Origin of the sequence: Paenibacillus sp. Soil766 (assembly GCF_001428105.1) — a bacterium.
GTDB lineage: Bacteria > Bacillota > Bacilli > Paenibacillales > NBRC-103111 > Paenibacillus_E.
Window position 1 is genome coordinate 338,049 of sequence record NZ_LMSJ01000054.1, and the last position, 24,763, is coordinate 362,811.

The 24,763-nt window shown below is 45.8% G+C and carries 21 protein-coding genes; 5 read left to right on the forward strand and 16 right to left on the reverse strand.

Annotated elements, in window-relative coordinates:
* Positions 1-8: 8 nt before the first annotated feature.
* The 7 genes from ASG89_RS30975 to rarD form a co-directional block, all read right to left on the reverse strand.
* Positions 9-869: a carbohydrate ABC transporter permease gene (locus tag ASG89_RS30975; protein WP_057315190.1), complete on the reverse strand. Its 861-nt coding sequence runs from the start codon at positions 867-869 to the stop codon at positions 9-11.
* Positions 870-883: 14 nt separating this feature from the next.
* On the reverse strand, positions 884-1,786 hold the full coding sequence (locus ASG89_RS30980; RefSeq protein WP_057315191.1) for a carbohydrate ABC transporter permease: 903 nt from the start codon (positions 1,784-1,786) through the stop codon (positions 884-886).
* 93 nt (positions 1,787-1,879) lie between these two features.
* Positions 1,880-3,316, reverse strand: a complete 1,437-nt coding sequence (locus ASG89_RS30985; protein WP_057315192.1) for an ABC transporter substrate-binding protein — start codon at positions 3,314-3,316, stop codon at positions 1,880-1,882.
* 71 nt (positions 3,317-3,387) lie between these two features.
* The gene (gene murQ, locus ASG89_RS30990) at positions 3,388-4,302 is read right to left on the reverse strand and encodes an N-acetylmuramic acid 6-phosphate etherase (RefSeq protein WP_057315193.1); all 915 of its coding nucleotides are present in this window, start codon (positions 4,300-4,302) and stop codon (positions 3,388-3,390) included.
* A 292-nt stretch (positions 4,303-4,594) separates the two neighbouring features.
* Positions 4,595-5,461, reverse strand: coding sequence for a MurR/RpiR family transcriptional regulator (locus ASG89_RS30995; protein WP_057315194.1), 867 nt, complete (start codon positions 5,459-5,461; stop codon positions 4,595-4,597).
* 686 nt (positions 5,462-6,147) lie between these two features.
* Complete coding sequence (locus ASG89_RS38015) at positions 6,148-6,285, reverse strand: hypothetical protein (RefSeq protein ID WP_157276872.1); 138 nt, start codon at positions 6,283-6,285, stop codon at positions 6,148-6,150.
* 63 nt (positions 6,286-6,348) lie between these two features.
* A complete protein-coding gene (rarD, locus tag ASG89_RS31000) occupies positions 6,349-7,242 on the reverse strand; it encodes an EamA family transporter RarD (RefSeq protein ID WP_057315195.1) in 894 nt (297 codons plus the stop codon).
* A gap of 203 nt (positions 7,243-7,445) precedes the next feature.
* On the opposite strand from rarD, the gene ASG89_RS31005 reads away from it, so the two are divergent.
* The 5 genes from ASG89_RS31005 to ASG89_RS31025 are packed head-to-tail and all read left to right on the forward strand — an operon-like array spanning position 7,446 to position 13,443.
* Positions 7,446-8,984 carry a spore germination protein gene (locus ASG89_RS31005; protein ID WP_057315196.1) on the forward strand — a complete coding sequence of 513 codons (1,539 nt, stop codon included), beginning with the start codon at positions 7,446-7,448 and terminating at the stop codon, positions 8,982-8,984.
* Complete coding sequence (locus ASG89_RS31010; RefSeq protein ID WP_057315197.1) at positions 8,981-10,081, forward strand: GerAB/ArcD/ProY family transporter; 1,101 nt, start codon at positions 8,981-8,983, stop codon at positions 10,079-10,081. The genes ASG89_RS31005 and ASG89_RS31010 overlap by 4 nt, the downstream gene beginning before the upstream one ends.
* The gene (locus tag ASG89_RS31015; protein ID WP_057315198.1) at positions 10,078-11,199 is read left to right on the forward strand and encodes a Ger(x)C family spore germination protein; all 1,122 of its coding nucleotides are present in this window, start codon (positions 10,078-10,080) and stop codon (positions 11,197-11,199) included. Before ASG89_RS31010 ends, ASG89_RS31015 begins: the two co-directional genes overlap by 4 nt.
* 22 nt (positions 11,200-11,221) lie before the next feature.
* Entirely contained in the window at positions 11,222-12,322 is a 1,101-nt protein-coding gene (locus ASG89_RS31020; RefSeq protein WP_057315199.1) for a GerAB/ArcD/ProY family transporter, read from the forward strand.
* Positions 12,319-13,443: a Ger(x)C family spore germination protein gene (locus tag ASG89_RS31025; RefSeq protein ID WP_057315200.1), complete on the forward strand. Its 1,125-nt coding sequence runs from the start codon at positions 12,319-12,321 to the stop codon at positions 13,441-13,443. The genes ASG89_RS31020 and ASG89_RS31025 overlap by 4 nt, the downstream gene beginning before the upstream one ends.
* 67 nt (positions 13,444-13,510) lie before the next feature.
* Here ASG89_RS31025 and ASG89_RS31030 read toward each other — a convergent pair whose 3' ends face one another.
* The 9 genes from ASG89_RS31030 to abc-f form a co-directional block, all read right to left on the reverse strand.
* Positions 13,511-14,392 (reverse strand): carbohydrate ABC transporter permease, encoded by an 882-nt coding sequence (locus ASG89_RS31030; protein ID WP_057315201.1) that lies wholly within the window; start codon positions 14,390-14,392, stop codon positions 13,511-13,513.
* Positions 14,393-14,413: 21 nt separating this feature from the next.
* Positions 14,414-15,295: a carbohydrate ABC transporter permease gene (locus tag ASG89_RS31035; RefSeq protein WP_057315237.1), complete on the reverse strand. Its 882-nt coding sequence runs from the start codon at positions 15,293-15,295 to the stop codon at positions 14,414-14,416.
* Between the two features lie 91 nt (positions 15,296-15,386).
* Positions 15,387-16,748 carry an extracellular solute-binding protein gene (locus tag ASG89_RS31040; RefSeq protein ID WP_057315202.1) on the reverse strand — a complete coding sequence of 454 codons (1,362 nt, stop codon included), beginning with the start codon at positions 16,746-16,748 and terminating at the stop codon, positions 15,387-15,389.
* 93 nt (positions 16,749-16,841) lie between these two features.
* Positions 16,842-17,651: a response regulator gene (locus ASG89_RS31045; RefSeq protein ID WP_057315203.1), complete on the reverse strand. Its 810-nt coding sequence runs from the start codon at positions 17,649-17,651 to the stop codon at positions 16,842-16,844.
* A 170-nt stretch (positions 17,652-17,821) separates the two neighbouring features.
* On the reverse strand, positions 17,822-19,696 hold the full coding sequence (locus ASG89_RS31050) for a sensor histidine kinase (protein WP_235549988.1): 1,875 nt from the start codon (positions 19,694-19,696) through the stop codon (positions 17,822-17,824).
* Between the two features lie 698 nt (positions 19,697-20,394).
* Complete coding sequence (locus ASG89_RS31055; RefSeq protein ID WP_057315204.1) at positions 20,395-21,483, reverse strand: nitric oxide synthase oxygenase; 1,089 nt, start codon at positions 21,481-21,483, stop codon at positions 20,395-20,397.
* A 13-nt stretch (positions 21,484-21,496) separates the two neighbouring features.
* The gene (locus ASG89_RS31060; protein WP_057315205.1) at positions 21,497-21,826 is read right to left on the reverse strand and encodes a hypothetical protein; all 330 of its coding nucleotides are present in this window, start codon (positions 21,824-21,826) and stop codon (positions 21,497-21,499) included.
* A 32-nt stretch (positions 21,827-21,858) separates the two neighbouring features.
* Entirely contained in the window at positions 21,859-22,557 is a 699-nt protein-coding gene (locus tag ASG89_RS31065) for a pirin family protein (RefSeq protein ID WP_057315206.1), read from the reverse strand.
* A 167-nt stretch (positions 22,558-22,724) separates the two neighbouring features.
* Positions 22,725-24,668 (reverse strand): ribosomal protection-like ABC-F family protein, encoded by a 1,944-nt coding sequence (gene abc-f / locus ASG89_RS31070; RefSeq protein WP_057315207.1) that lies wholly within the window; start codon positions 24,666-24,668, stop codon positions 22,725-22,727.
* Between the last annotated feature and the right edge of the window lie 95 nt (positions 24,669-24,763).

The window sequence follows — 24,763 nt, forward strand, 5'->3', positions numbered from 1 at the left end:
ACCCGAGTTTAGCCCTTCACTGCGCCTACCGTTACGCCTTCCAAGAAGTATCTTTGCAGGCTAAAGAATAGTATAAACATAGGTAATGCCGAGATTGTAGCCCCTGCCATCATTGGCGCGATCAACGTTGTATTGGCAAAACGGAAGCTTTTCAGACCGACCTGAATCGTCTGCATTTCCATCGTATTGGTCACAAGCAGCGGCCAGAAGAACGTATTCCAGCTCTCCATAAACGTCAGAATCGCCATAACGGCCATAACGGTTTTGGACAAAGGCAGAATAATTTTTCCATAAATCTGGAACTGATTGCAGCCTTCAATTTTGGCACACTCCAGAATTTCGTTCGGGATGCTGCCCATAAATTGTTTAGCAAGAAAAATATTAAACACAGTAACTAAACTTGGCAAAATCAATGCGCTGTACGTATTTTGCAATTCAAACACGTTGACCATCAAAATGTATAACGGTACAAGCGTCACTTGATGAGGAATCATCATGGAACCAAGCAGCAATGCAAAGAGAAAGCCTCTGCCTTTGAATTGAATTTTCGAGAACGCGTAGCCCGCCATACTGGCAAATAAAACGTTTGAAATCATCGTAATGACTGCTACAATGAGCGAGTTCAGCAACCAACGAACGGAATGCTCATTAAAGGCAAAGAAGTATTTATAGGACTCAAGCGTAAATTTTTTAGGAAATAGAGAATACTCAATCTCTCCGACCGCAACTGGATCACTGAGTGATGAAATGAACATGAAGTAAATTGGAAATATCGTCGCCAAAGCAAAAAGTAAGAGGGCGATAAAAATGATCGCATTTCTAATCTTTTTCACTTTAGGTTTATCTGCGTGATTGCTATACAAAGCCATTTATTATCGCCTCCTTAATACTCGACGTCTTTACCCGAAATTTTAAACTGAAAGTATGCAATGATGCCGATCACGACAGCCAAAAGCAAGGATTGTGCTGCGGCTTTACCGAAATCGAACAGCGTGAACGCATTGTCGAAAATAAGCAAACCAACCATTGTCGTCGCATGATTCGGTCCACCGCCGGTCATTAGGAAGGCATTTTGGAATACCTGGAATGAACCAATAACGCCAGTCACCAGTAGAAACAGTGTAGCTGGACGCAGGCAAGGAATCACGATGTGCCATAGCTTCAGGAAGAAGCCCGCGCCATCAAGCTCTGCCGCTTCGTAATACGTTTCGTCAATACCTAGCAAGCCAGCTAAGTAAATAATGATGCTTGTGCCATGACTCGATAGCCAGGACATGAGGACCAATGAGAACATTGCTGTTGCGCTTTGGCCTAGCCAGTTCTGATTCTCGAAACCAAAGAGAGCAATGACATGATTCATGATACCGCCGTCCATCGGGTCGAAAATCCAGAGCCATACAACCGCCAATGCAACACCTGAAGCGACCATTGGCAAATAATAAATGCCTTTGAAGAAAGATTGCGTTTTCTTCTTAAGCGGCAAAATCAAAATAGCTAGTATAAAGGAAAGAAACAAGTTGACAGGCACCGTCAAAACGGTATAAACGACTGTGTTGCGCATCGCTTTCCAAAACAACGGATCCGTCAACGAATTTACGTAATTGTCAAAGCCAATGAACGTGGAACCAAGCGGTTTGTATTTCTGCATACTAATGATAAAGGCACTTACAACCGGGTAAGCATGAAACAACACAAACACGATGAGAGAAACAGCAATAAACGCATAACCCCAAAGGGCATCTCCTTGAAACTTCTTTCTTTTAATCGGTTTTGCGATATGATTCAAACTTGTCACCCCCCTTTCAGAAACTTTCGCTTAAAATAGTTCGGATAGCCGCGCAGCAGTTGCTGCACGCCTATCCGAAGATCACGCTATATGTTAGTCTTTAGCAATTCCGTCTGCACCAAACTCTTTAATCGCTGCAGCTTTCACTGCATCATACATAGCTTGAGGCGTAATTTCACCTGCAAGTAGACCTTGGAATTTAGGAACGATTACTTCTGTTTCCAACTTAATTGCTTTTGCAGCCAAATCAGTCGGAATATCTGTACGGTTCGGTGTTGCATTTTTAAGCATGTTGTCCACAGCTGCTACGTTGTCAGGATTTCTGTCAATCTTCATGCTCTCAGCAGCTTTTTTCGCGCTTTTCGTAATATGCGCAGCGAACAGATCGTTATTCGTCGCTGCTGCAACGTTACCGCTAGCCAAGAAGTAAGCCGCTTTTACAACGTTTGCTTTATGCTCAGCAGTCGGCTCTTTTTTGCCGCGGAACGTCATGTAACCATCAACAACTGTGTTCGCGGATGCTTTAGCACCTTGGAACGTTGGAGCAGGCAATACGATGTAATCAACGGGTACGCTGTCTTTTACAGCACTAGCGTCATTTGCTTTAAGTTTCGCATTGTTTGCTTTTGCGGAGTTTTCAAATACAGCAAGACCTTTACCTGTGATCATTGTTTGAGCTGTTAAGAACATGTTCCAACGCTTACCTGCATCGACGGAGCTAAGCTCTTTCGGCATGGAACCGTCATCGATCAGTTGACGAAGATCCTTCAGCAAGCCCAGGTAGTTTTTGCTTGTGTAAGCATATTTCATATCGGATGTAAATGCGTAAGGCATACCAGCGTTTTTAGCCATAATGCCCAGGTAGTCAACCGCAGCTACCCCTTTTACTGCAAACGTAAAGCCGTAACGCGTTTTACCGTTTTCAGTAACTACGCCTTTCTTGATCGCTTGACGGAATTCATCGTAAGTCCAGCCATTTGTCTGTACTTTTTTCCAGTCAATGCCCGCTTTCTCTAAGAACTCTTTATTACCGCCTAATGCATGAACTTCCATGTAAGCTGGGAAGCCGTATAGACCTTTGCCGCTTTTCATGTAATCCAATGCCGTTTTATCGTAATCGCCTGTCATCTCAGCTGTAGCTGTATCTGAAACATCCATCAACAAGCCTTGCTCCAAATATTTCGGGATTGTTCCTGAACCACCGAAAGCGATATCCGGAGGGCTACCTGCATTCACTTGTGTATCCAGCTTCTGTTTCATATCTTCCCAGCTTGCTGGTTCGATTTTCAACGTTAGGTTTGGATATTGAGCTGTGAAATCCTTGGACAATTGTTCAAATGTTTTTTGATAGTTCGGTGAAACCGGTGGAAGTAGTGCAGTAATCGTGTCTTTCGCAGTGCTGGCTGTAGCTGCAGGAGCGTTCGTGCCTGCTGGTGTAGTTGTTTCTTTCGTACCAGAAGTACCACCACAAGCTGTTAGAGCCATTGTTAAAGCTACGACAGAAGCTAAAATGGGCATTTTTCTTTTCATGAAAAACAAACCTCCTAGTGTAGGGATCCTTGATGATTGATCAAGTCTCTCCTCATTTGTTTTACTAATGATTACACGACTTTTACATAGGTCCGTATGGCTCTCTTCAAACTACCCTCACACTGTTCTAACGCGTCTTCCGCTTCCTTCACATCCATGCCGGTTTTAATCATCATAATGGCAAGTTTGCAGTTCATAGATGCTTTCTCGAGATGGGCACTCGCTGTTGCTTCATCCACCCCAGTTGCAATCCTTATGATGCGAATAGAGCGATCATGCAATTTAATATTGCTAGCCTTCATGTCAACCATGAGATTGTTATACGTCTTTCCAAGCTTAACCATTGTTCCCGTAGTCAGCATGTTAAGAACCAGCTTCTGTGCTGTACCCGCCTTCAGACGAGTAGATCCCATAATAACTTCTGGCCCAACCACTGGCGCGATGCATACATCTGTAACAGCTACCAATTTGGAATCCTTGTTATTTACGACACCAATTGTTGCGGCACCAATTTCTTTCGCTTTCTTCAAGCAAGCGATAACGAATTGTGCACTTCCGCTGGCCGTAATCCCAATTACCGCATCCTTAGCTGTCACTCCGCATCGTTCAATGAGGGCGACCCCCTCCTCAGCGTTGTCTTCAAAACCTTCCACTGCTGTTCGCAGTGCCCCATCGCCACCGGCGATATGACCTTGCACCATCATTGGATCAATGCCAAAGGTTGGAGGACATTCAGAAGCATCAAGCACACCGAGTCTGCCAGAGGATCCAGCTCCTACGTAGAGCATTCTGCCACCGTTTTTGAGAACTCCATGCAAAATATCAACCGCTTTCATGATCTGCGGTATTTCGGCTCCGACTGCTGCTGGAACCAATGCATCCTGTTCATTCATCATCCGAAGCATTTGCTCTGTTGAACATTCGTCTATTGTCTGTGTCTTCTCATTAATCTCTTCCGTAGTTAAACCCGATAGATACTCATCCATGCTGTTGTCCTCCTGCCTGCTGTACTCTTTTCCACAATAGAAAGTATAAGTTTTCGATTCTCGAAAACGTCTTTCTGTTTGGCGATAAAACACACATCTAAACGCGGCCGCTCATCTTTGAATGGCCTCGATAGAGGTTTTCTCACTGGTTTTATATTAGCGAAAAACTTCAACTTGGTCAATACTTTTTGAAATTTTATTTTATGGTAAAATAAAATATTGATTTTTTATTTCTAAATTTTCTACAAAAAAAACGAAGCCTGAAAGGACATCGTTAGTGTGTTCGATTTGCTTATTTCCTATGCTTGCTGCTGGCAATAATGTCGTGTGTTTTGGCCAAATACTTCTTCACATGCTTATATTCGCTGCTGGCTACTCCTGCAAAAAGAATATCAATCACGGTTAACATGGCGATTCTTGAACCCATGGCTCCGCTTCGAATCGTGACCTCTGGTGTCGAGATACTAAGTACAATATTCGCATTATCTGCTAAGGCGCTTTTATTATACTTGGTAATGGCGATGATCGTAGCGCCGTTCTTCTTGGCGATTTCGAGCGTATCCAGAATTTCCATTGTGCTGCCCGAATTCGATATGAAGATGGCGACGTCACCTTTCCCAAGCAGCGTAGCGGCAGTAAGTTGACTGTGTCCATCTGTATAGGTGTGACACATCTTGTTAATGCGTGAGAATTTCTGCTCAGCATCCATCCCGACTAAGCCGGAAGCACCGATCCCGAAGAATACGATTCGGTTGCATTCAACCAGCACTTTCACCGCGCGCGCAATTTCATTTCGATCAATAACACTGCGCGTATCTTCAATGGATTTGCTATTATTATGCGAGATATTAGAAATGATAGTATTGAGATCATCCCCAGGTTGAATATCCGTGTATTGGTCTTTCTGCTCATCATCCATCGATCCCAGCGAAGCTGAAATACTCACGATAAAGTTGCGGTAGCCCTTGTACCCCATCGTTTTGCAGAAGCGCAGTACAGAGGCATCACTTGTTTTCGTCAATTGAGCGAGACTCTTAATCGAGAGATGTGGAATCTCATCCACATTGTCTAATATATACTCAGCCACTAACTTCTCCACGGGAGTTAGGCTGTCTTTCATATCGCGAATTTTGATCAAAATATTATCATTTATTGACATATAGGGTCCCTACTCACCATAGATTATCCGTGCTGAAATCACCTCCATCATACGGATTATTAGTTAAAAACACAAGATGAGACTGTAAATTTTTCATAAAAAATAACACCAATCAAGAAATTTTATTTCGAAATAAGTCAATCGAGATGAAATTAAATGCCGTAATCTGAGTCTATGAATACTGCGATACGTGAGGATAAAGCCCCGTTCGAGAATCGCTCTTGTGTGTGGTTCTTTGTGCGATAGGCTAGCTGGAAATTTAACTACTTCTACTTCTACTTCTACTTCTACTTCTACATCTACTTCGACCGCCCAGCCGTTCTCCGTCGTCCCAAAAAAATTAAATGGATTTTACGCAGTTAATTTGGTTCAAATATCCTATTTAGTATAAAATAACTGGATTTCATGTAGCTAATTTGGTGGTTTTTTGTGAGATCAGTTCAAATCCGGAGAAATAGCTGGAGGTTTTCCAGTTATCGCCAGAAACATGGAAATGCTTATGAATTAGCTGTATATTTTCCAGTTAATCTGAAACAGCCTTCCAACTACCCCATTTCGGCTCGCACCTTGCGACCATTGGAAAGATGTTTTCTCTATCAAATCTAATACAAGAAACCCCCAACCGTAGAGGTTGGGGGCAATTTATTAGGCAATAAGTTCGGTGGATCTACGCTGACTGGAGGTGATTAGTTTCCTTCTTCACCGTTATCTTCTGAGCCTTCTTCTTCGTTTTGATACACGATTTTCTCATCCAGCAACATGCGTGATTCACCTCCTTGGGTATATATGCCTATATTATAAAATAAGGCGACATACACTAGCAAGATGACTTATGACTTCGCTCAAAATTTGATGAAATCTTAATGAAATTGTCGAAATTCGAAATTTCACGTAAGCGAAACATCCTCTTTGGCTAATCGCGCCACCTTGATCGAAGCCAATGCATACACCACGAGTGCGCTCCAGATAAACGCAAAGCTAATTAGCAGTACAGGCGAGAACTTTTCTTTAAACATAAAAATGCTCAACAGAAGTGTGATCGATGGGCCAATGTACTGAATGAAGCCTAGCATAGACAGCGGCAGTTGTGCGGCAGCTTTGGCAAACCATAGCAAAGGCAGCGCTGTGGCAGCGCCAGCTAGGAGCAGCATAATCAGCGTGATCGGCGGCAGTGTCCAAGCAGCATCCTGATGCGTTGCAAATAAGTAGATGACGTAGGCAATGGCGATCGGGAAAACGAACGCTGTTTCCCCCGCGAGCCCGATTGAGGCATCATAGGTTACTCTTTTTTTCACCAGGCTATATAAGCCAAAGGTACCTGCTAACGTGAGCGACACCCACGGAAATCTGCCATAGTCAATCGTGGCAATCAAGACACCAATCGCTGCCAAAGCCACTGCCAGCCATTGTCTGCCCGACGGCTTCTCGCGCAGGAACAATACCGCCAGCATAATGTTGAAAAGTGGCGTAATGTAATACCCGAGACTCGTCTCGATCACATGCCCATTATTTACCGCCCAAATAAAGATTAGCCAATTGGTGCTGATCAGCAAACTGCTTGCCCCCACCAATAAGAAAGTCTTGCGATTCATGATAAGACTGCGAAATTGGCGCCATTTGCCTTTACCAACGAGAATCATAATCGCCATAAATACGAATGACCAAATCACGCGATGCGATAATATTTCTCCAGCCATTAACGACCCGAAAAGCTTCCAATACACAGGCAGCAATCCCCAAGCAATATAAGCAATAATGGCGTATCCAAGCCCTTTTTTCATCGTAAAAACCTCACTTCACATACGAGTAACACAATTCTATGCCGCATAAAATTTGTCCGTCGGTTAATTATATTGCTCCATTGTAATGTAGTGTAGGGATTTTGTATATGCCACCTCTATTTCCACATGTTTTGTCATGAATAAAATCCCAATAATCTTGGATAATAAAAGAAAAGAATATGGGATGAGCGTGGTGAAGATCGATGCTATTTTCAAACTGGTTCGGAAAGAAGAAGTATCGTTCGGTCCAAGAGCAAGTTAATCAGCCGCCTAGCAACACCATAAGTACGTCTTTGGTGCAAAATATAACCTATTTACATAGTCAGTTCAGTCAAACCCCCGACCTGGTTGTGCGGCATTTTATCATAAAGAAGTCTGGTGAGCAGGCAGCGTTAGTCTACCTCAATGGACTAGTAGATAAAAGCGCAATTAATAATAATGTGCTCCGCCCGCTGCAATTTGAAATGGGAGACGGGAATGCAGTTGACGATATTACGGTAGATGTAGGCCAAATTCAAAGCTTGTTTACATGGCCGCATGTCGAGAATGCCATTTTGCGAGGCAATAGCATTCTCTTTGTTAATGGGCAGACAAAAGCCTCCGCCTTAGGGACGCAAGGCTGGCCGCAGCGGGCGATTGAAGACTCACAGATCGAAGTTTCTTTAAAAGGAGCACATCAAGGCTTTGTTGAAACAGGCAGTCAAAATATTGCCTTAATCCGCCGCTATATTCAAAACCGTGAATTGAAAATTAAAGAACTGGTGGTTGGGCGAAGAGGAAACACCTTAGTTTCTATCTTATATTTAGCTGATGTCGCTAATCCTGAGGTGCTGAAAGAACTGGAAGACCGGATTCAGCAACTTGATGTCGATGTCATCCTTAACACAGGCGAGTTAGCAGAGTTTATCGAGGACAATCCGTACTCGCCATTTCCTCAATTTATTACAACGGAAAGACCGGATGCCGCGGCTTCACAAATATTGCAAGGAAGATTCGCAGTTGTCGTCGACTGTTCACCAAGCGTATTGATAGCACCGGCAGCATTTATGTCGTTTTTTCAAAACATCGACGACTACAGCACACGATGGTCGATCTCTACTTTTATTCGACTGCTGCGGATGTTCGCATTTTTCATCGCAATCTTTTTGCCGGCGTTCTACATTGCCGTCATTTCCTATAACTTCGAGATCATCCCCGTTAAATTACTGCTCACGATTGGCGAGTTCAGAGGTCGAGTACCGTTCCCGCCGTTTTTGGAAGCGATCATCATGGAGCTAACGCTAGAAATGATGCGGGAGGCTGGGGTGCGTCTCCCTGCTCCCGTTGGGCAAACCGTTGGTATAGTCGGGGGCATTGTTATTGGACAGGCAATCGTTCAGGCAGGATTCATCAGCAATACTATGGTAATTATCGTTGCTTTTACAGCCATTGCATCGTTCATCCTGCCTAATTATGATATGGTCGCGGCCGTCCGGCTTATCCGCTTCGCCATGATGATAGCTGCTTCCATGTTCGGCTTTGTAGGCATCATTATTGCATTGATGACAATGATCGGGCATCTAATTGCGCTCGAATCGCTTGGAACACCGTACGGTACCCCTTTCGCACCGGTTCGATTTGCTGATTGGAAAGATACGTTCGTCCGTTTACCGCTGTGGACAATGGTCAAGCGACCTTTAGGCACAAGAGCGACTCAATCGCAGAAGCAAGGATCAAATCGTCCAAAAGGTGATGGGAAATGAAGAAATATGCATTCAACGAGATCACCTCTACACAATACATTTTTCTGAATAGCGGCATTCAAATCAGTGTTTTCTTTTTGTCGATGCCACGGAAATTAGCCGAAAAGGCAGGTACGGATGGCTGGATCGCACTCATCATCGGCTGGGCTGTTACGGTAGCAGCAAGCTTGATTGTTATTCAGGTGATGAAAAGGTACCCCGAAGGAACATTGTTTGATCTACTAACACGATATGTGGGCAAATGGACAGGTAAGGCGGCTGCCATCTTTTTTGCTCTTTATCTCTTTTATTACGCTTACACGGGGCTCGTCCAGGCGGTATTACTTACAAAGGCATGGCTTTTGCCGCAAACTTCGGCATCTATCGTCATGCTGTTATTGCTCATTCCCACTTATGTGATTGCACGTAATGGACTTCGCGTCTTGGGCAGATATGCGGAAATTGTTTTTATGATCTCCTGGTGGATACCATTTGTATATTTACTTCTGCTCAGGGACGTTAACTGGCTCAATATGTTTCCTATATTAAAGGAAGGATGGATGCCTGTATTTTCAGCGGTACCAACAACGTTCTTTTCATATATCGGATTTGCTACTACGTTTATTTTGTATCCGTTTTTGAAGAACAAACAAAATGCTTCTAGCGCTATTATGATCTCCGATACACTGACGATGTTTGGGTATTTGTTCATTACGGTTATCTGTTTTGTCTATTATAGCCCGGATGAAATTCAGAAGTACAATGAACCTATGGTTAGTATCTTAGAATCAATCGAGTTTAAGTTTGTAGAACGGATAGGAGTGCTGTTTATCGCATTTTTTTTGCTTATTTTCTCATTAGCATGGATACCCGCTATCTACATGGGCGTTTTTTGCACAAGCTGGTTGCTCGGAAAGCAGGATCATCGCAATCATTTGCGCCTATTGTGGTTATTCACTGCTGTGGGTACGTTTTTCTTCATCCCAACATTTAATCAGAGCGATCGCATGAATGATTTCCTTATTCAGGTTGGTTTTGGGATCGAATACGTTTTTCCCGGTTGCCTACTCATCTATGTATGGATGCATGATCGTTTTCAGTGGAGGAAGAACTTATGAACAAACGTCCCCTTCAAGTTATTCTCATTGCAATGGTTGTCGTCATCATTTCAAGCTGCAGTGACAGGTTAGATATGGAAGATGCCTCATTTGCCTTATTAGTAGGTTTGGATCTCGATAAGGAAGGTGAGTTCATTGTATATAGTACATCTCCTGTTTTCAGTGAAGATGTCGAGAAAAAAACGCGTGAACTTAGGGTGAAACCACAAACGAATCGTCAGTCAAGAGAAAAACAGGACAGTTACACACTGGGTGTTTTCCAAGGTAGAAGTATTCAAGTCATACTGTTATCTAAGCAAATTCTGCAGCAAGAAAATTGGTTCCAACTAACGGATGTCTGGTTTCGCGATCCGAAGAATGCGTTAACTCCAAGGATCATTGCTTTCGACGGACCTCTCTCTGAAATCATATACCTAAATTCGAAAGATCAGCCGATGCTGCCCTTATTGCTGCGGGAAATGATCGATACGAAGGACGCCAGATCCGAAACGGTAAATACGACTTTGCAAGGGCTTCACATGCAATTACGTGAAAAGGGTGGCACTCCCATCATCTCTGAAGTTCGAGTGAAAGATAAACAGATTGCGATGACAGGCATAACACTGTTAGATCATAAAGGGAATTTTGCTGATTCTCTGAACATAGAGGAAAGTATTCTATTGCGAATATTGCAAAACAGTACGAAAAAGACCGTCAACTTAACAATCCCCATTCCCGGCGAAATGAAGATCGGACCGTTTCATACAGACAAATTAAGTTTAAACGCTGATAACATAAAGGTAAAAATCAAGACCTCCTATCTCATGGACAAGTTTCAGTTCGATATGCACATTACCATGCGCGTTGGATTATCCGAGCTTATGTTCCCTTACGACGTGCGAAGTCATGGAAAAGAGTTGGAGAATAAGATAACCGATCAAATGCAAAAGCAGTTGGAAAGCCTCATCAAGAAAATACAAGCGGATAAAATCGATCCGATTGGGCTTGGGTTCCACGCACGGGCGCACGAATATAGCCATTTCAAGAATGTGGAAGATCATTGGGGTGAAACGCTGGCCAAAGCCGACATTCATGTTTTCGTGAAGACAATCCTAGGCTCTATGGGAACAGTGAAATAAAAGCTCTAAGGGAGGACAGCAAGTGAAAAAATATACATTGAATGAAATCACCTTCATGCAGTATATCTTTCTCAACTTTGGTATGGTAGTGAGCATCGGTTTTTTGTCGCTGCCGCGAGTATTAGCCGAACAGGCAGATACGTCAGGCTGGATCGCTCTCATCATCGTTTGGTTGATCTCATCTGCAGCGAGCTTGATCGTCATACAGGTGATGAAGAAGTATCCAGATGGCACCTTGTTAGATCTATTGACGGTGTATTTGGGCAAATGGGCAGGAAAAGTGGGAGCCGTCCTATTTGCTCTTTATTTTTTTTACTATGGATACACCGGTCTTATCTATACAATATTGATTACAAAACAATATCTTTTGTCGCAAACTCCGGCGTATATCATTATGCTTCTGCTACTCATTCCCACTTATGTCATTGTGCGGAACGGCCCTCGCATCTTGGGCAGATATGTGGAAGTGATCATGCTCCTTTCTTTATGGATCCCCTTCGTTTATTTGATTCCGCTTAAGGACGCTCATTGGCTCCGTCTGCTTCCTGTGCTTAAGGAAGGATGGACGCCTGTATTCTCAGCGGTACCTAGCACTTTCTATTATCATATAGGTTTTTCAACCACGTTTATTCTCTATCCATTTCTCAAAAACAAGCAGAAGGCCTCAGCCGGAATTCTTATCTCGTATTTACTGACGATGCTCATGTATTTGTTCATAACCGTTATCTGTTTCGTGTATTTCAGTCCAAATGAAATGATGGAGTACAACGAACCGACGATCAATGTACTGAAAACGATTGAGTTTAAGTTTATAGCGCGGATCGAAGTGTTGTTTATTTCGTTCTATTTACTTATCTTTTCATTATCATGGATACCGACGATGTATATGAGCGTTTTTTGCACAACTTGGCTAATCGGAAAGCAGGACCACCGTAATCATTTGCGTCTGCTTTGGCTATTCATCGCTGTGGGCACGTATTTCTTCATGCCTACTTTTTTTCAGAGCGAACAAATGAATACTTTGCTTGGTCAGATCGGCTTTGTTGTCGAGTACATGGTTCCTGCTGGTTTACTCCTATATGTATGGCTACATGATCGTTTGGGGTGGAGGAAGCAATTATGAACAAGCGGCCACTATCCGTTTTTTTCATCATTATGATAATGGCTATCGTACCGGGGTGCAGTGATCGGTTGGATTTAGAAGAATCCACAAACAACCTCGCTCTCGGTCTGGATCTCGACAATGAAAACAACTTGCTTGTATATTCGAGCAGCCCTTCGTACGGTAGAGATATAAAGAAGACAACACTAGAAATCGAAACGCAGTCGCAAACTGTTCGTCAATCGAGAGAGCAGCAAGATCAATTTGCACCAGGTGTTGTTACAGGCAAAAAGGTTCAAGTCATGCTTATCGGAAAACGTATCCTTGAACATGAAGACTGGTTCCCGATACTGGACCCTTTCTTTCGTGATATGAAAAATCCATTAACAGCAAGAGTCGTCGCTTTCGATGGATCTATCTCCGACATTATCTACCTACAACCGAAAGATCAGCCGATGTTACCTTTATTGTTGCGGGGGATGGTCGACACGAAAAGTACTAGATCCGAAACGGCAAAAACAACGCTGCAGAAGCTGCATTGGCAAATGTATGAGAGGGGGGTGACGCCCTATATCTCCGAAATCCAGTTGGACACGGCCAAACAGATCAGGCTGGCTGGCGTAACATTGCTAGATCATAAAGGGAAATATGCGACTTCTCTGAGCGCAGAGGAAACCGTTTTACTTCAAATATTGAATAAAAACGCCAAGAAGCCTGTAAGCTTAACACTTCCAATTCCTGGTCAAAAGAAGAGCGGTCCATTTCATACAGACCATTTAAGTATATCGGTTCAAGGAATGAAACCGAAAATAAAAACCTCGTACAATCAGAGCAAGTTTCTGTTCGATATCAACATTAAAATGACAGCCGGTCTTACTGAACGTTTATTCCCCTTTGATGTGCGAAAGAATCGAAAAGAGCTAGAGAAAATGATTTCTGAACATGTGCAAAAGCAATTCAAGAACCTCATCAAGAACTTTCAGAAGCATCAAATCGATCCGATCGGGCTTGGTCTCTACGCACGAGCTCATGAATATCGTCAATACAAGAAAGTAGAGGATCATTGGGGAGAAGCGCTGTCAGAGGCAGACATTCATGTTTCCGTTAAGGTTATATTAGGAAGTATTGGACCCATGAAGTGACTGGTCCTAGGGCGGGGGACAAGCGAAACGCAAAAAAATCCCCGATACACGGGGATCCTTCACACGATTATCCTTTTACCGAACCTGCAGCTATACCTTCTACAATTCGATTACTCAATAAGATGAATGCGATCATGATTGGCAAAATACTGATCATCAGGGTCGCGCCAATCGCGCCCCAATCGGTCGTATATTGGCCGACGAAGTTCTGAACACCTACGGTCAGGGTCTTATACTTTTCCGAGGAAATGAACGTATTCACGAAAATAAACTCGTTCCAATTATAGATCATATTGATGATCACAGCGGTAGATAGCACTGATGCCGTCATCGGCAGCGTAATGCTGAAGAAAATACGATTCACGGAGCACCCGTCCATAACGGCTGCTTCTTCTACTTCACGTGGGAGTGTGTAATAAAAGCCGAGCATAATCATGATCGTAATCGGCAAATTAAACGCAATGTAGGACAAAATGATCGATAACGGATGATTGGTTAAGTTCATTTTCATAAACATACTGAATAGCGGAATGAGCGTCGAATGCACGGGAATCATCATGCCAACCATAAACAGGCCCAGCACCAAGGATTGCAGCTTCCATTTCATCCGGGTCAATGCGAATGTCACTAAGCTTGCTAATAAAACAGTGATCCCAACCGATGCTAACGTCATCCAGACGCTGTTAAAAAAGTAACTATTGATATGGCCCTGCGTCCAGACCTTCTCGTAATTCTCCCAACGCAATCTCTCGGGGAAAGCCATCGGGGCGAGATTGAAGATTTCCTCATTATTTTTCAAGGAGAATAGCATGAGCCACAAGAGCGGAAAAATCTGAATCACAGCGACAATCGATAACACGATATAGAGTATGCCATATCCGATTTGTCCTGGCAGCTTGCTTCGTTGGGTTAGCGCCTGTGCCTGACGACGGGTGGTTTCGAGTTGCATTGGAATCGGAATCTCCTTTCGTTACGAGTATTGAATTTCATCTTTGGACGCTGTCGCTTTACGAATTAACCACGTAGCCACGAGGCATATCAAGAGCAAGAAGAAGCCAATTGCGCTGGCATAACCGAAATCGTAGCCTTTGAACGCTTTGCGGTACATGTAAGAAGCCATTACTTCACTGGATCCGTTAGGTCCGCCCCCTGTCATGACATAGATGAGGTCGAAATATTTCAGTGATCCTACGACGGCCAGAACGACCGTTACTTTCATCACCTCTGCGATTAACGGAACACGAATGGAGATCGCAATGCGCCACGGGCTGGCACCATCAATACGTGCTGCTTCGATCAGCGAGGTTGGTACATTTTTCAATGCAGCGTAATAGATCAAAATATAAAATCCGGCGTACTGCCATAAGATCGGCATGAAAATCGCGTATAGAACAATGGATGGATTGGACAGCCATTCCGGTGTATGCGTAACCCCCAGAGACGTTAGGATAGCATTCAATACCCCGTTCGTTGGGTGGAATATTTTCAACCATAATTGCGCGATAGCGACAGAGGAAAGCAGCATAGGAATGAGATAGATTTTGCGAAAAAGATTAGCCCCGCGAATGTTTGCGGACAGTACCAAGGCGACTAGCAGATAGCCGAGCAGGGAGATCGTTGAGAAGATCGCCAGCAAAAACGAGTGCTTCGCGCTTCCCCAGAACAATTTATCTGTAAGCAGTTCTGCGTAATTATGCAAACCAATAAAACTCATTTTGCCTACGCCATCCCATTTCATAAGCCCGTAGTAGCCCGTCATAATGATCGGCATATAGATCAAGGCTAGCAGCAGAAATAACGAGGGGATCACGTAAATCGCAATCATGGATTTGTTAGACATGACTTTATCCATAGCAGGCACTCCCTTTCTGAAACCAATAAAGGTAAAGGACATACCACTTTGCAGGGATATGTCCTTGCCCGTATCGTTCGTATTCGTTAGATTACTTGGCTTCTTTCGCCATGGCATCCTCATGATTCTTCGCAAAAACTTCCGGTGTCACTGCTTTACCAAACAAAGCTTGAATCATATTCAAGTGAACTTCTGCGGAAGCAGGCTTCATCTGAACATCTGCGAACAGCGTAATGTTGCTCGCTTTATTCAACTCATTTAAGAGGTCAATGTACATTTGTGGCAGCTTCACTTTGGATGTGTCTACTTTCGTTGCTGGGATTACACCTGCTTCAGTAATCGCGTGCTCGCCCCACTTCGATACGAAGAAGCTAACGAATTTCTTGGATTCTTCTTTTACTTTGGAGTTGTTCGCTACGAACAAGCCCACGCCCGGTCCGCCAACCCAGCTATCCATGTTGCCTTTACCGCCATCAACCGTTGGGAATTTAAAAAATCCGATTTGATCCTTGAACGCTTGCGGCACATCTTTGTTCGTTGTGTAGTTCGGTAATTCCCATGTTCCCATCATATACATCGCGGCTTTGCTGTTCATGAACTCCGCTTTACCTTCGTCATTGCCAAGCCCATTGAAGCCTTTGTTAAAGGCATTCATATCGACAAGCTGGGAAATTTCCGTAGCTGCGCGAACTAAACCTGGATCGTTGAAGGAACCTGTGCGGTCAATCGCTTTTTTCAATGTTTCTGGTCCGCCGATACGGTCAGCAAGGTACATGTACCATAGTGAGCCAGTCCAACGGTCTTTGTTGCCTAGTGCGATTGGAGCTACACCGTTCGAGCTCAGTGTTTTGACTATGTTTTTGAACTCATCATATGTCTTAGGAGGGGCAAGGTTATACTTGGCAAAAAGTGCTTTATTGTAATACACCGGCACGATGTTCAATTCAACCGGAAGACCGTAGGTTTTACCGCTGAATGCGTAAGCATCTGTTGTGCCTTTCACGAATTTATCTTTCAAATCCCCTTGCAACAAGTCATCAAGCGGAGCGAACATGTCGCCTTTTACATAAGGATCCATGTAGCCTGCTGCCCACGTGAAGCCCACATCAGGAAGGGCATTCGAGGTAGAAAGCACTTTCATTTTATTCTTGTATTGTTCATTCTCGAGCACTTCTTGCTCAATCGTCACATTCGGATTCGCAGCTTGATACTCTTTTATGATATCGTTTACAATTTTGTTTTGTGTAGCGGAGTTTCCTGTCGGCCACAGGTGCATCATTTTAATCGTTACTTTTTTGGCGGGTTGCGCAGTTGCAGCTTCCGTTGCTTTCGCTGTCTCTTTAGGCGCTGTTGTCGTTTGACCTGCATTATCGGTGGAGCTTGAACAGCCCGTCAGTGCCATCGATAGGCCGAGCATCGTAGTTAGCGACCATGTAAGCGTTTTTCTTACCATGTTTGTTTCCCCCTAATCATTTGTGTGCTACGTGTTTTATTGTAGCGCTTTCATTGTGCCCGCAGGGAGTAACAGCTATCGGGTAATATTCCACTATTTCGAGGTATCTATCCGATCATCGGCGTCCACCATCTGTTTCCGATACTGATTCGGGCTCGTCCCTTCATACTCTTTGAACAGCTTGATGAAATATTTCGACGTCTGGTAGCCTACCTGCTCCGAGATATCCGCAATCGTTAATCTGGTTTGCAGCAGCAGCTCCTTCGCCTTCTGGATCCGGTTTCTCGTAACATATTCACTAAAGGTGAAACCCGTTTGCTCTTTGAAAAGAGCGCTGAAATAGCTTGGATTCAGATGGATCTGGCTTGCTACCTCGCTCATGCCGAGGGGATCTTGTAAATGTGCCTCCACGTAATCTACCGCTTGTTGGACAGGTGGACTGTAATTTTTGGCGGAAGTTTTCGCCTGCATTAAGCGCGTGTCCACCATTTTCTCCATCGTTTCAACGCGGCCGCGTTCTTCCTCAATGCGCAGCGCCTGCTCGACAGCATCGATCAGCTTGCTCTTCTGAATGGGCTTGAGCAGATAGTTAACAACACCTAATTCGATTGCTGTTTGTGCATATTGAAAATCCGGATGTCCTGAAATAATGATAACTACTGGCTTGTGGGCGAAACCACGTGTGCCTTCTACGACTTGCAGACCGTTCATCTCGGGCATGCGGATGTCTGTAATTAAGAGATGCACGGGTCTTGATTGTAAAAGCTCAAGAGCTTCTGCCCCATTGCTGCAGCTGAGTATCGCATAACGCCCGATGGACCAGGCTTCTAATGCTTTGCGTATGCCTTCTCTCGTTAATGGCTCATCGTCAACGATGAGTATGGTTTTGCCCGATTGGTTCATCGTGTTCCTCCTACAATCTCCCCACAAAGTGACGTGTTCCTTCGAAGCATATTCCGTCCGCATCGAGCTTTAGCTCGATCGGCGTCTAAACTTACTTTTCAAAACGGTCATACATCTCTGAATTGCTTCGATAATAGTTTAGACATTACTTCGCGGGGACCCCAAGATATTTATTTTTCGCCAGAAAAACTAGCCTCGAAAGCATTCGCGTAAATAGGAATATCGAAGCTCACGCTGGTACCCTGTCCGAGACTACTCGTGATCGTTAAGCCACGATATGTATCTGGAAGTGACGGATAATAGAGCTGAAGACGTCGCTGCACATTGGAAATGGCCATGCCTTTTCCTTTGCTCGTTGGGTTATTTGTGTTAGGGCAAGCGCCAGCAGATGAACCCAGATTCGGGCTTGATGGAGAGCTCGATGCGGAAGAGCTAGATTCATTGCCCGTGGCTGCGCTATCACGTTCCATCGACTCCAGCACAGCTTGCAGTGTCTGTTCATTCATCCCAGGACCGTCATCACGTACCGTGATGCGCAGCTCCGTCGGCTCAAGCGGCGACGGTTCCACGCAAATCGTGATGAGTCCCGCGCCTATTTTGCCCTCCAAGCCATGCAAGATTGCGTTCTCCACCAAAGGCTGAATCAGCAGCTTCGGTACGTGTACGTGACTGTACATCTCTTCGCTGTCTATTTTCCAAACGAGTCGCGAACCGAACCTCACACTCATAATGCTCAGATAACGCTTAATATGCTCCAGTTCCTCCGATAGGTTGACCCACACATCCTTGTTCGGATTGCCGATGACATAGCGAAATAAATCAGACATAGCTACAACAAGATCAGCTAGCTCTTCTTCCTCTTTTTCCTGCAAGGACCAGTACAGAGCTTCTAATGTGTTATACAAAAAATGAGGATCAATCTGCGCTTGAAGTGCTTGCAGCTCTGTTCGGCTTTGAATCATTTCTTTCTCGTACACGAGTTTGATGAGTCGATTCATATTATCTACCATCTGATTGTAAGTCATGTTCAAATCATTCAGCTCTGTGGTGTAAGACTGCGTCAAATTGGGTGTGAGTACCCCTTGCCTTGTATTCCTCATGGCTCGCATCAATCTGAGGATGGGTCTCGTAATCATCGAGGATAGCAGAAACGACAGGATAATAAACAGCACCAAACCGATGGCCCCAGATACGATAATCGCCCAGCGCAACACAGAAATCCCATCTGTCACATCACTCACTGGGTACAAAATCATCAACGTCCAGCCTGTCTGCTCCGAGAGCTGTTTCACCAAAATATACCGTTTCTGCTCTAACGTAACCTGCTGCGAATCGGTATGCATCAGCCCGCTGATGTTCGCAAGTGCTGTGCCTTCAGAGACAATTGGCCTTGCCGAGCTATCGGCAAGCAGCATTAATTCGCGATGCCCCGCATCGGGGAGTTGGCTTTGGAAATCAAAATAGCTGCGATTAATCCGCACCATCAAATATCCGCCATTCGAGAACCAACGGTCAATTAAATTGATCCGACGAATGGCGAGAACTGTGTCCGGATTCTTCGGATCGCTCCCAATCCAGATCAGCCTGCCCTTCTCTTTATCCGCCTGCTCGATCCAATTCGGCTCGATAAGATCAGTTAGCTTTTGCTCGTCCAGTGGAAACATGCGCGCAAAGTCCGTCGTATACAACTCGACATTGCTCACACCACTGTAAGCTTGGATGTGATTGGCGATTTTCAGCAGCGACTGACGCTCACTGAAGTTTGGCGCCTTTCCTTGAACGGATGATAAAAACAATTGCTGCAAATACACATCATTTACAGCCTGTAGCGTCAACGTATCGATTTGCGTAATGATCGCTTCAAGCCGGCCGTTCGCTTGACTAGCGATTTGCTTCATCTGTGTCTCCGCCTTCGTACCCAGGAGGGTGGACACCGAATTATACGTAATCGCACCTGCACAGACCAGAACGATAATCATCACAGCAATAAATCCCGCCAACATCTGATTGCGCAATGTATTCCAGTTAGCTAGCTTCTGCCACAAGCGGAGTTCCCCTTTTCGAGTAGAGTTTGTGATGCGAGAGATACTGCAGATTCGAGAGATTCGAGAGATTCGAAAGATTCGAGAGTCAATGGATTTAAGCATCCAATGGATTCAATATGCAAAATCATACTACATAGAAGTTAGTTTGGCTATTAAACTATCTAAATTTTGAGTGGAACATTTTTTAAGTTTTCACCACAAGCACAATTGGTCCGCTGTAAGTCGATTTTTTCGACTTGCGTGAGCAAGACAGGGGCTTTCGGGCGCTGTAAGTCGATTTTTTCGACTTACGTGAGTAAGACAGGGGCCCATGGAGCGCTGTAAGTCGATTTTTTCGACTTGCGTGAGCAAGACAGGGGCCCATGGAGCGCTGTAAGTCGATTTTTTCGACTTACGTGAGTAAGACAGGGGCCCATGGAGCGCTGTAAGTCGATTTTTTCGACTTACGTGAGTGAGACAGGGGCTTTGGCGCGCTGTAAGTCGATTTTTTCGACTTGCGTGAGTGAGACAGGGGCTTTGGAGCGCTGTAAGTCGATTTTTTCGACTTACGTGAGCGTGACTTGGGCCCATGGAGCGCTGTAAGTCGATTTTTTCGACTTGCGTGAGCGTGACTTGGGCTTAACCAAAAAAAGCCCACCCACCTTCACACCAAATGTGAATACGTGAGCAGACTGATGGACTTGAAGGACTGACCGTAACTAGTATTTTCTACTGTGGTAAAAGAAATTAGGCAGCTTCACTTCATTCGTGTAGTGCTGATGAAAAATGTGCGTCGTCGCCGGGGACATCGGCGGAATCAGCCACGTCCAATCGCCCGTGACATCGCGTTCACTTTTCTCTTCCTTGTCCTCGAAGCGATTGAACTGCTTCGCTGCCGTGTGGTGATCGACGATGGCAACACCTTGCTGCCCATACGAATGCAGCACCGCTACATTCAGCTCGACCAGCGCTTTGTCTCGCCACAGCGTCGACTCCCGCCGCGTGTCGAGCCCCATGATCGACGCTACCCGCGGCAGCATGTCATACCTGGCCTCATCGGCAAAGTTCCGCGCGCCGATTTCGGTTCCCATGTACCACCCGTTAAAAGGCGCCGCGGGATACATCACGCCGCCTATTTCGAGGTACATGTTAGCTACCATTGGCACCGCATACCATTGCAGATTCAGTTCAGCGAAGGCTGGCAGCTCAGGATGCCTGATAGCCACCTCCATAATCAATGCTCTCGGAATCTCGAACAACCGCGGAGCTCGTTCTCCCACTTGAAGCATGAGCGGCAGCACATCAAAATGTGTGCCAGCTCCCTGCCAGCCAAGTGCCTGGCATGCCTTGGTGAAAGCCACTGAAACGGAATCGCCGACGATCCCATGTTCCGTCTCATAGCCAGCATAGCGAATCAGCTGCTCATTCTTGATCTGAACAACAGATTTCCCTGCACGCGAAGGAGGAAATATCGTGATGACGGGGCGGATTTTGCCGCCATTCGTCGCTTCCTCGATATGTCTGAACAGCGCATCCGCCGCGGCTTCCTCCGTCTCTATATGCCGAGCGTCGTGTACACGAAGCGACTCCCAGAACAACCGACCAATGCAGCGGTTGCTGTTGCGCCAAGCCATTTTTGCACCGTGCACCAGCTCTTCAACCGTATGCTCATACGTCCCTTTATAATGAATCGCTTGCGTAATTTCGGCAACACGCGTGTCGATTTGAGCCTGACTTTTGCCCAATTCGGTATAGCATTCTTGTATAAAAGGGATCGCTTTCTCTAGTTGCTGGACTTGAACTTTCATGGTGTAGCTCCAATCATTTCACACTAAATTGGTCGGGAATATAGCTGATATGGGAAGTTGCGACGATCGTTAGCTCGCCCAATTCTACCGCAAACTGCACAGCATCATCACCGACATAGAACCATAATTTCCGTGTAGGCTCATTCTCAAACTCTTGGAAAACAAATACGTTCAGTTCATTTTTCCATTTCAAAAGCTCCGCAATACGCTCCGGCTGATCAATCTGAACACGAAACAACCACTGTTCGCCTTGCTGCTCCCATGTATAGGGCACGGGGTGCTTACCCGTATCAATAAATGCACGACCGCCAACCGCATGCTTCACTAGAAAAGTTTCCTTCATCGCTGAACCTCCTCCATCTCTCCAATATCGCCTTATGGCAGATCAATAAGCATGAAATGTGTATCTTCGAGCGCACGAATCGTTAACGTTGACTCTGCTTGGATGCGCGCGCTATCCTTTGTTTCGAGTATCGCATCATTGGCCGAGCATTTCCCGCTAACGAGCATGAGAAAAATACGACGATTCTCACCTTGCTCGAACACCAACTCTTTCCCTGCATCCAGTTTGCTCAGGTAGATGCTCATGTCTTGATGGATTTTGGCGATGTGAGGGCCGCCTTCGGGTGTCACGACTGGCAACAGATGATTAATCATCGCCTCTGGCTCATACGTCACATTTTCAAAAGAGGGCTCTATCCCTCGCTTCGCTGGCATAAACCATAGCTGAAATAGACTCATCGGCTCCGTTTCCGATGCATTGTACTCGGCATGAATCACGCCGCTCCCCGCGGACATCCGCTGCACACCGTTGGAAGCCGTTATGGCTACATGGCCGAGGCTGTCTTCATGCTTAATCGCTCCGCTGAGCACGATGCTGACGATCTCCATATCACTATGGGGATGCGGGCCAAACCCCCGTCCTGCTGCGATATCATCGTCATTACACACTCGCATGACACCAAAGCTGACATTTTCTTCATCAAAATAGTCGCCGAATGAGAAGCTTTTGTGGCTCTTGAGCCACCCCAAATCAGTTGAATTACGCGTGTCAGCCGGGAATACTTGGATCACAGCAATCGCCTCCTTCTATAAGTACCTATAGCTTATCACACTGGAGTTCCTAACTTCCATGTCAGATCGGTGGCAGAACGAAGCCAGTTGTGTGACGATGGCCAATTCTGCCTCTGTATGCGTGTTTTTCACCGTTACAGCTTGGGGTAACACCAGCCAGCCAGTCGCTACTCCCCCTGCATCCACTGCTCATACAGCGCATCCAACTTCCCCTGCACAAGTTCCCGCTTCTCCCACAACACCGCGAGCTCCGCCGGAGTCAGCATCTCGCTTTCCTGCTGCAGCTGCCCATCCAACGCTGCCAACTCCGCTTCTACGCTCGCGATCCCTTTCTCCAAAGCGGCTTTCCCAGACGCCGCCGCTGGTTTCCCCGGCTTAACAGCCGAAGCCTCGGGCTGTTTCACTTTTGCTTTCGCTTTCGCTTTGTCCACGGTAGTGACCCTACTTCGTTCCTCAGCCAGAAGCGCCTCCCGCGCGCGTAGCTCCCCGCTCTTTTCTTTATACACATCAAAATCACCTATATAAACGGTGATCTTACCCTGATCCAACTCCCATATTTTACGCGCCAGCCGATTCATAAAATACCGATCATGCGTCACCGCAAGCACCGTGCCGGGGAATTCCTCCAGCGCATCCTCCAGCGCTTCGCGCGATGCGATGTCCATGTGATTCGTCGGCTCATCCAGAATGAGCAGGTTCGGCTTGCGCAGAACGAGTAGCGCTAACCGCAATCGCGTCCATTCGCCGCCAGACAAGGAACTCACCGCTTTGAACACATCCGCGCCATAAAATAAATAAGCAGCCAGCCTCCCACGCGCTTCCCCTTCTTCCAGCTTCGCTTCCTCGCAGAAATACGCTAGTACGGATTTCTTATCATCCGCTGGATACACTTGCTGCGCCAGGTAGCCGATATCGACGCGAGCCCCTAGCTCGAGCTCGCCGCTATCCGGCTGCACTTCACCGAGCAGCATCTTCAGCAGCGTCGTTTTTCCAGAGCCATTATGCCCGACGAGCATCACCTTCTCGCCGTATTGAAGCGAACCGGTCGCCTGCCTCAGCAGCGTCTTCTCGCCGTATCGCTTCGTGACACTCTCGAAGCGCAGCACCTTGCGGCCGGAGCGATCCTCCGGCTTCAGATCGAAATCAGCCGCCTTCGGATCGAGCACAGGACGCTTGAGCTTTTCCATCCGATCTAGCGCTTTCTGCATCGAGAACGCCCGACGGAAAAACTTCTCATTCCCACCAATACGCCCCCATTCAATCAGCTGCTTGATCGTCTCTTTCATTTTGCGGATGACTTTCTGCTGCTCTTGGTACTCCGCAAACTGCTGAAGCAGTCGTACTTCTTTTTCCTTCACATAGCCCGAATAAGAGCTGTGATACGTAACCGACTCCCCGTCTTCCAATTCCACAATTTTCGTGACAACGAGATCCAGAAAGTAACGATCATGGGAGACGATGATACAGGCGCCTTCATAATGCTTAAGGTATTCCTCCAACCATTCCACACCTGCCAAATCGAGATGATTCGTCGGCTCATCCAGCAGCAACAGGTCTGGTTTGCCGATCAATTGGGAAGCTAAAGTAATCTTCGTCTTCTCTCCCCCCGATAGCGAGGCAAAGCTTCGCTCATAAAACCCTTTTGCAATCCGCAGCCCATTCGCCACTTGATCAATTCGCGCATCTAGCTCATAACCGCCTTCGCGCTCAAATCGCTCTTGCAGCACCGCATATCGCGATAATAGTTGATCCATCTGATTCTCATTGTCCATTACCGTTGGGCTCGACATCTCACTCTCGAGCTCCCGCATCGTTGCTCGGCACGCAAGCAGCTCCCCAAAGCTCGCAGCCAGCACATCATATACAGTGAAGCTTTCCCAAGCGCTTGGGATTTGGGACAAATACCCAATCCCTGTATCTTTTCGAACAGTCAATTGCCCTTCATCGGGCTTCTCCATTTTGGCAATAAGGCGCAGCAGCGTTGATTTTCCACTGCCATTGCGACCGACAAGTCCGACTCGTTCTCCTTGATGGATTTCAAATGTAACATCCTCAAGCACCAGTTGGGCACCGTGGTATTTTTTTATATTTTGACCATTAATAATTAACATAATAAAGGATCCTCCTTGGTTTGAAGACAGACCCTGACCTGCACGCAGCTAACACAAAAAGGCCGCAGGAAAATTCCTACGACCTTTCGGATCAT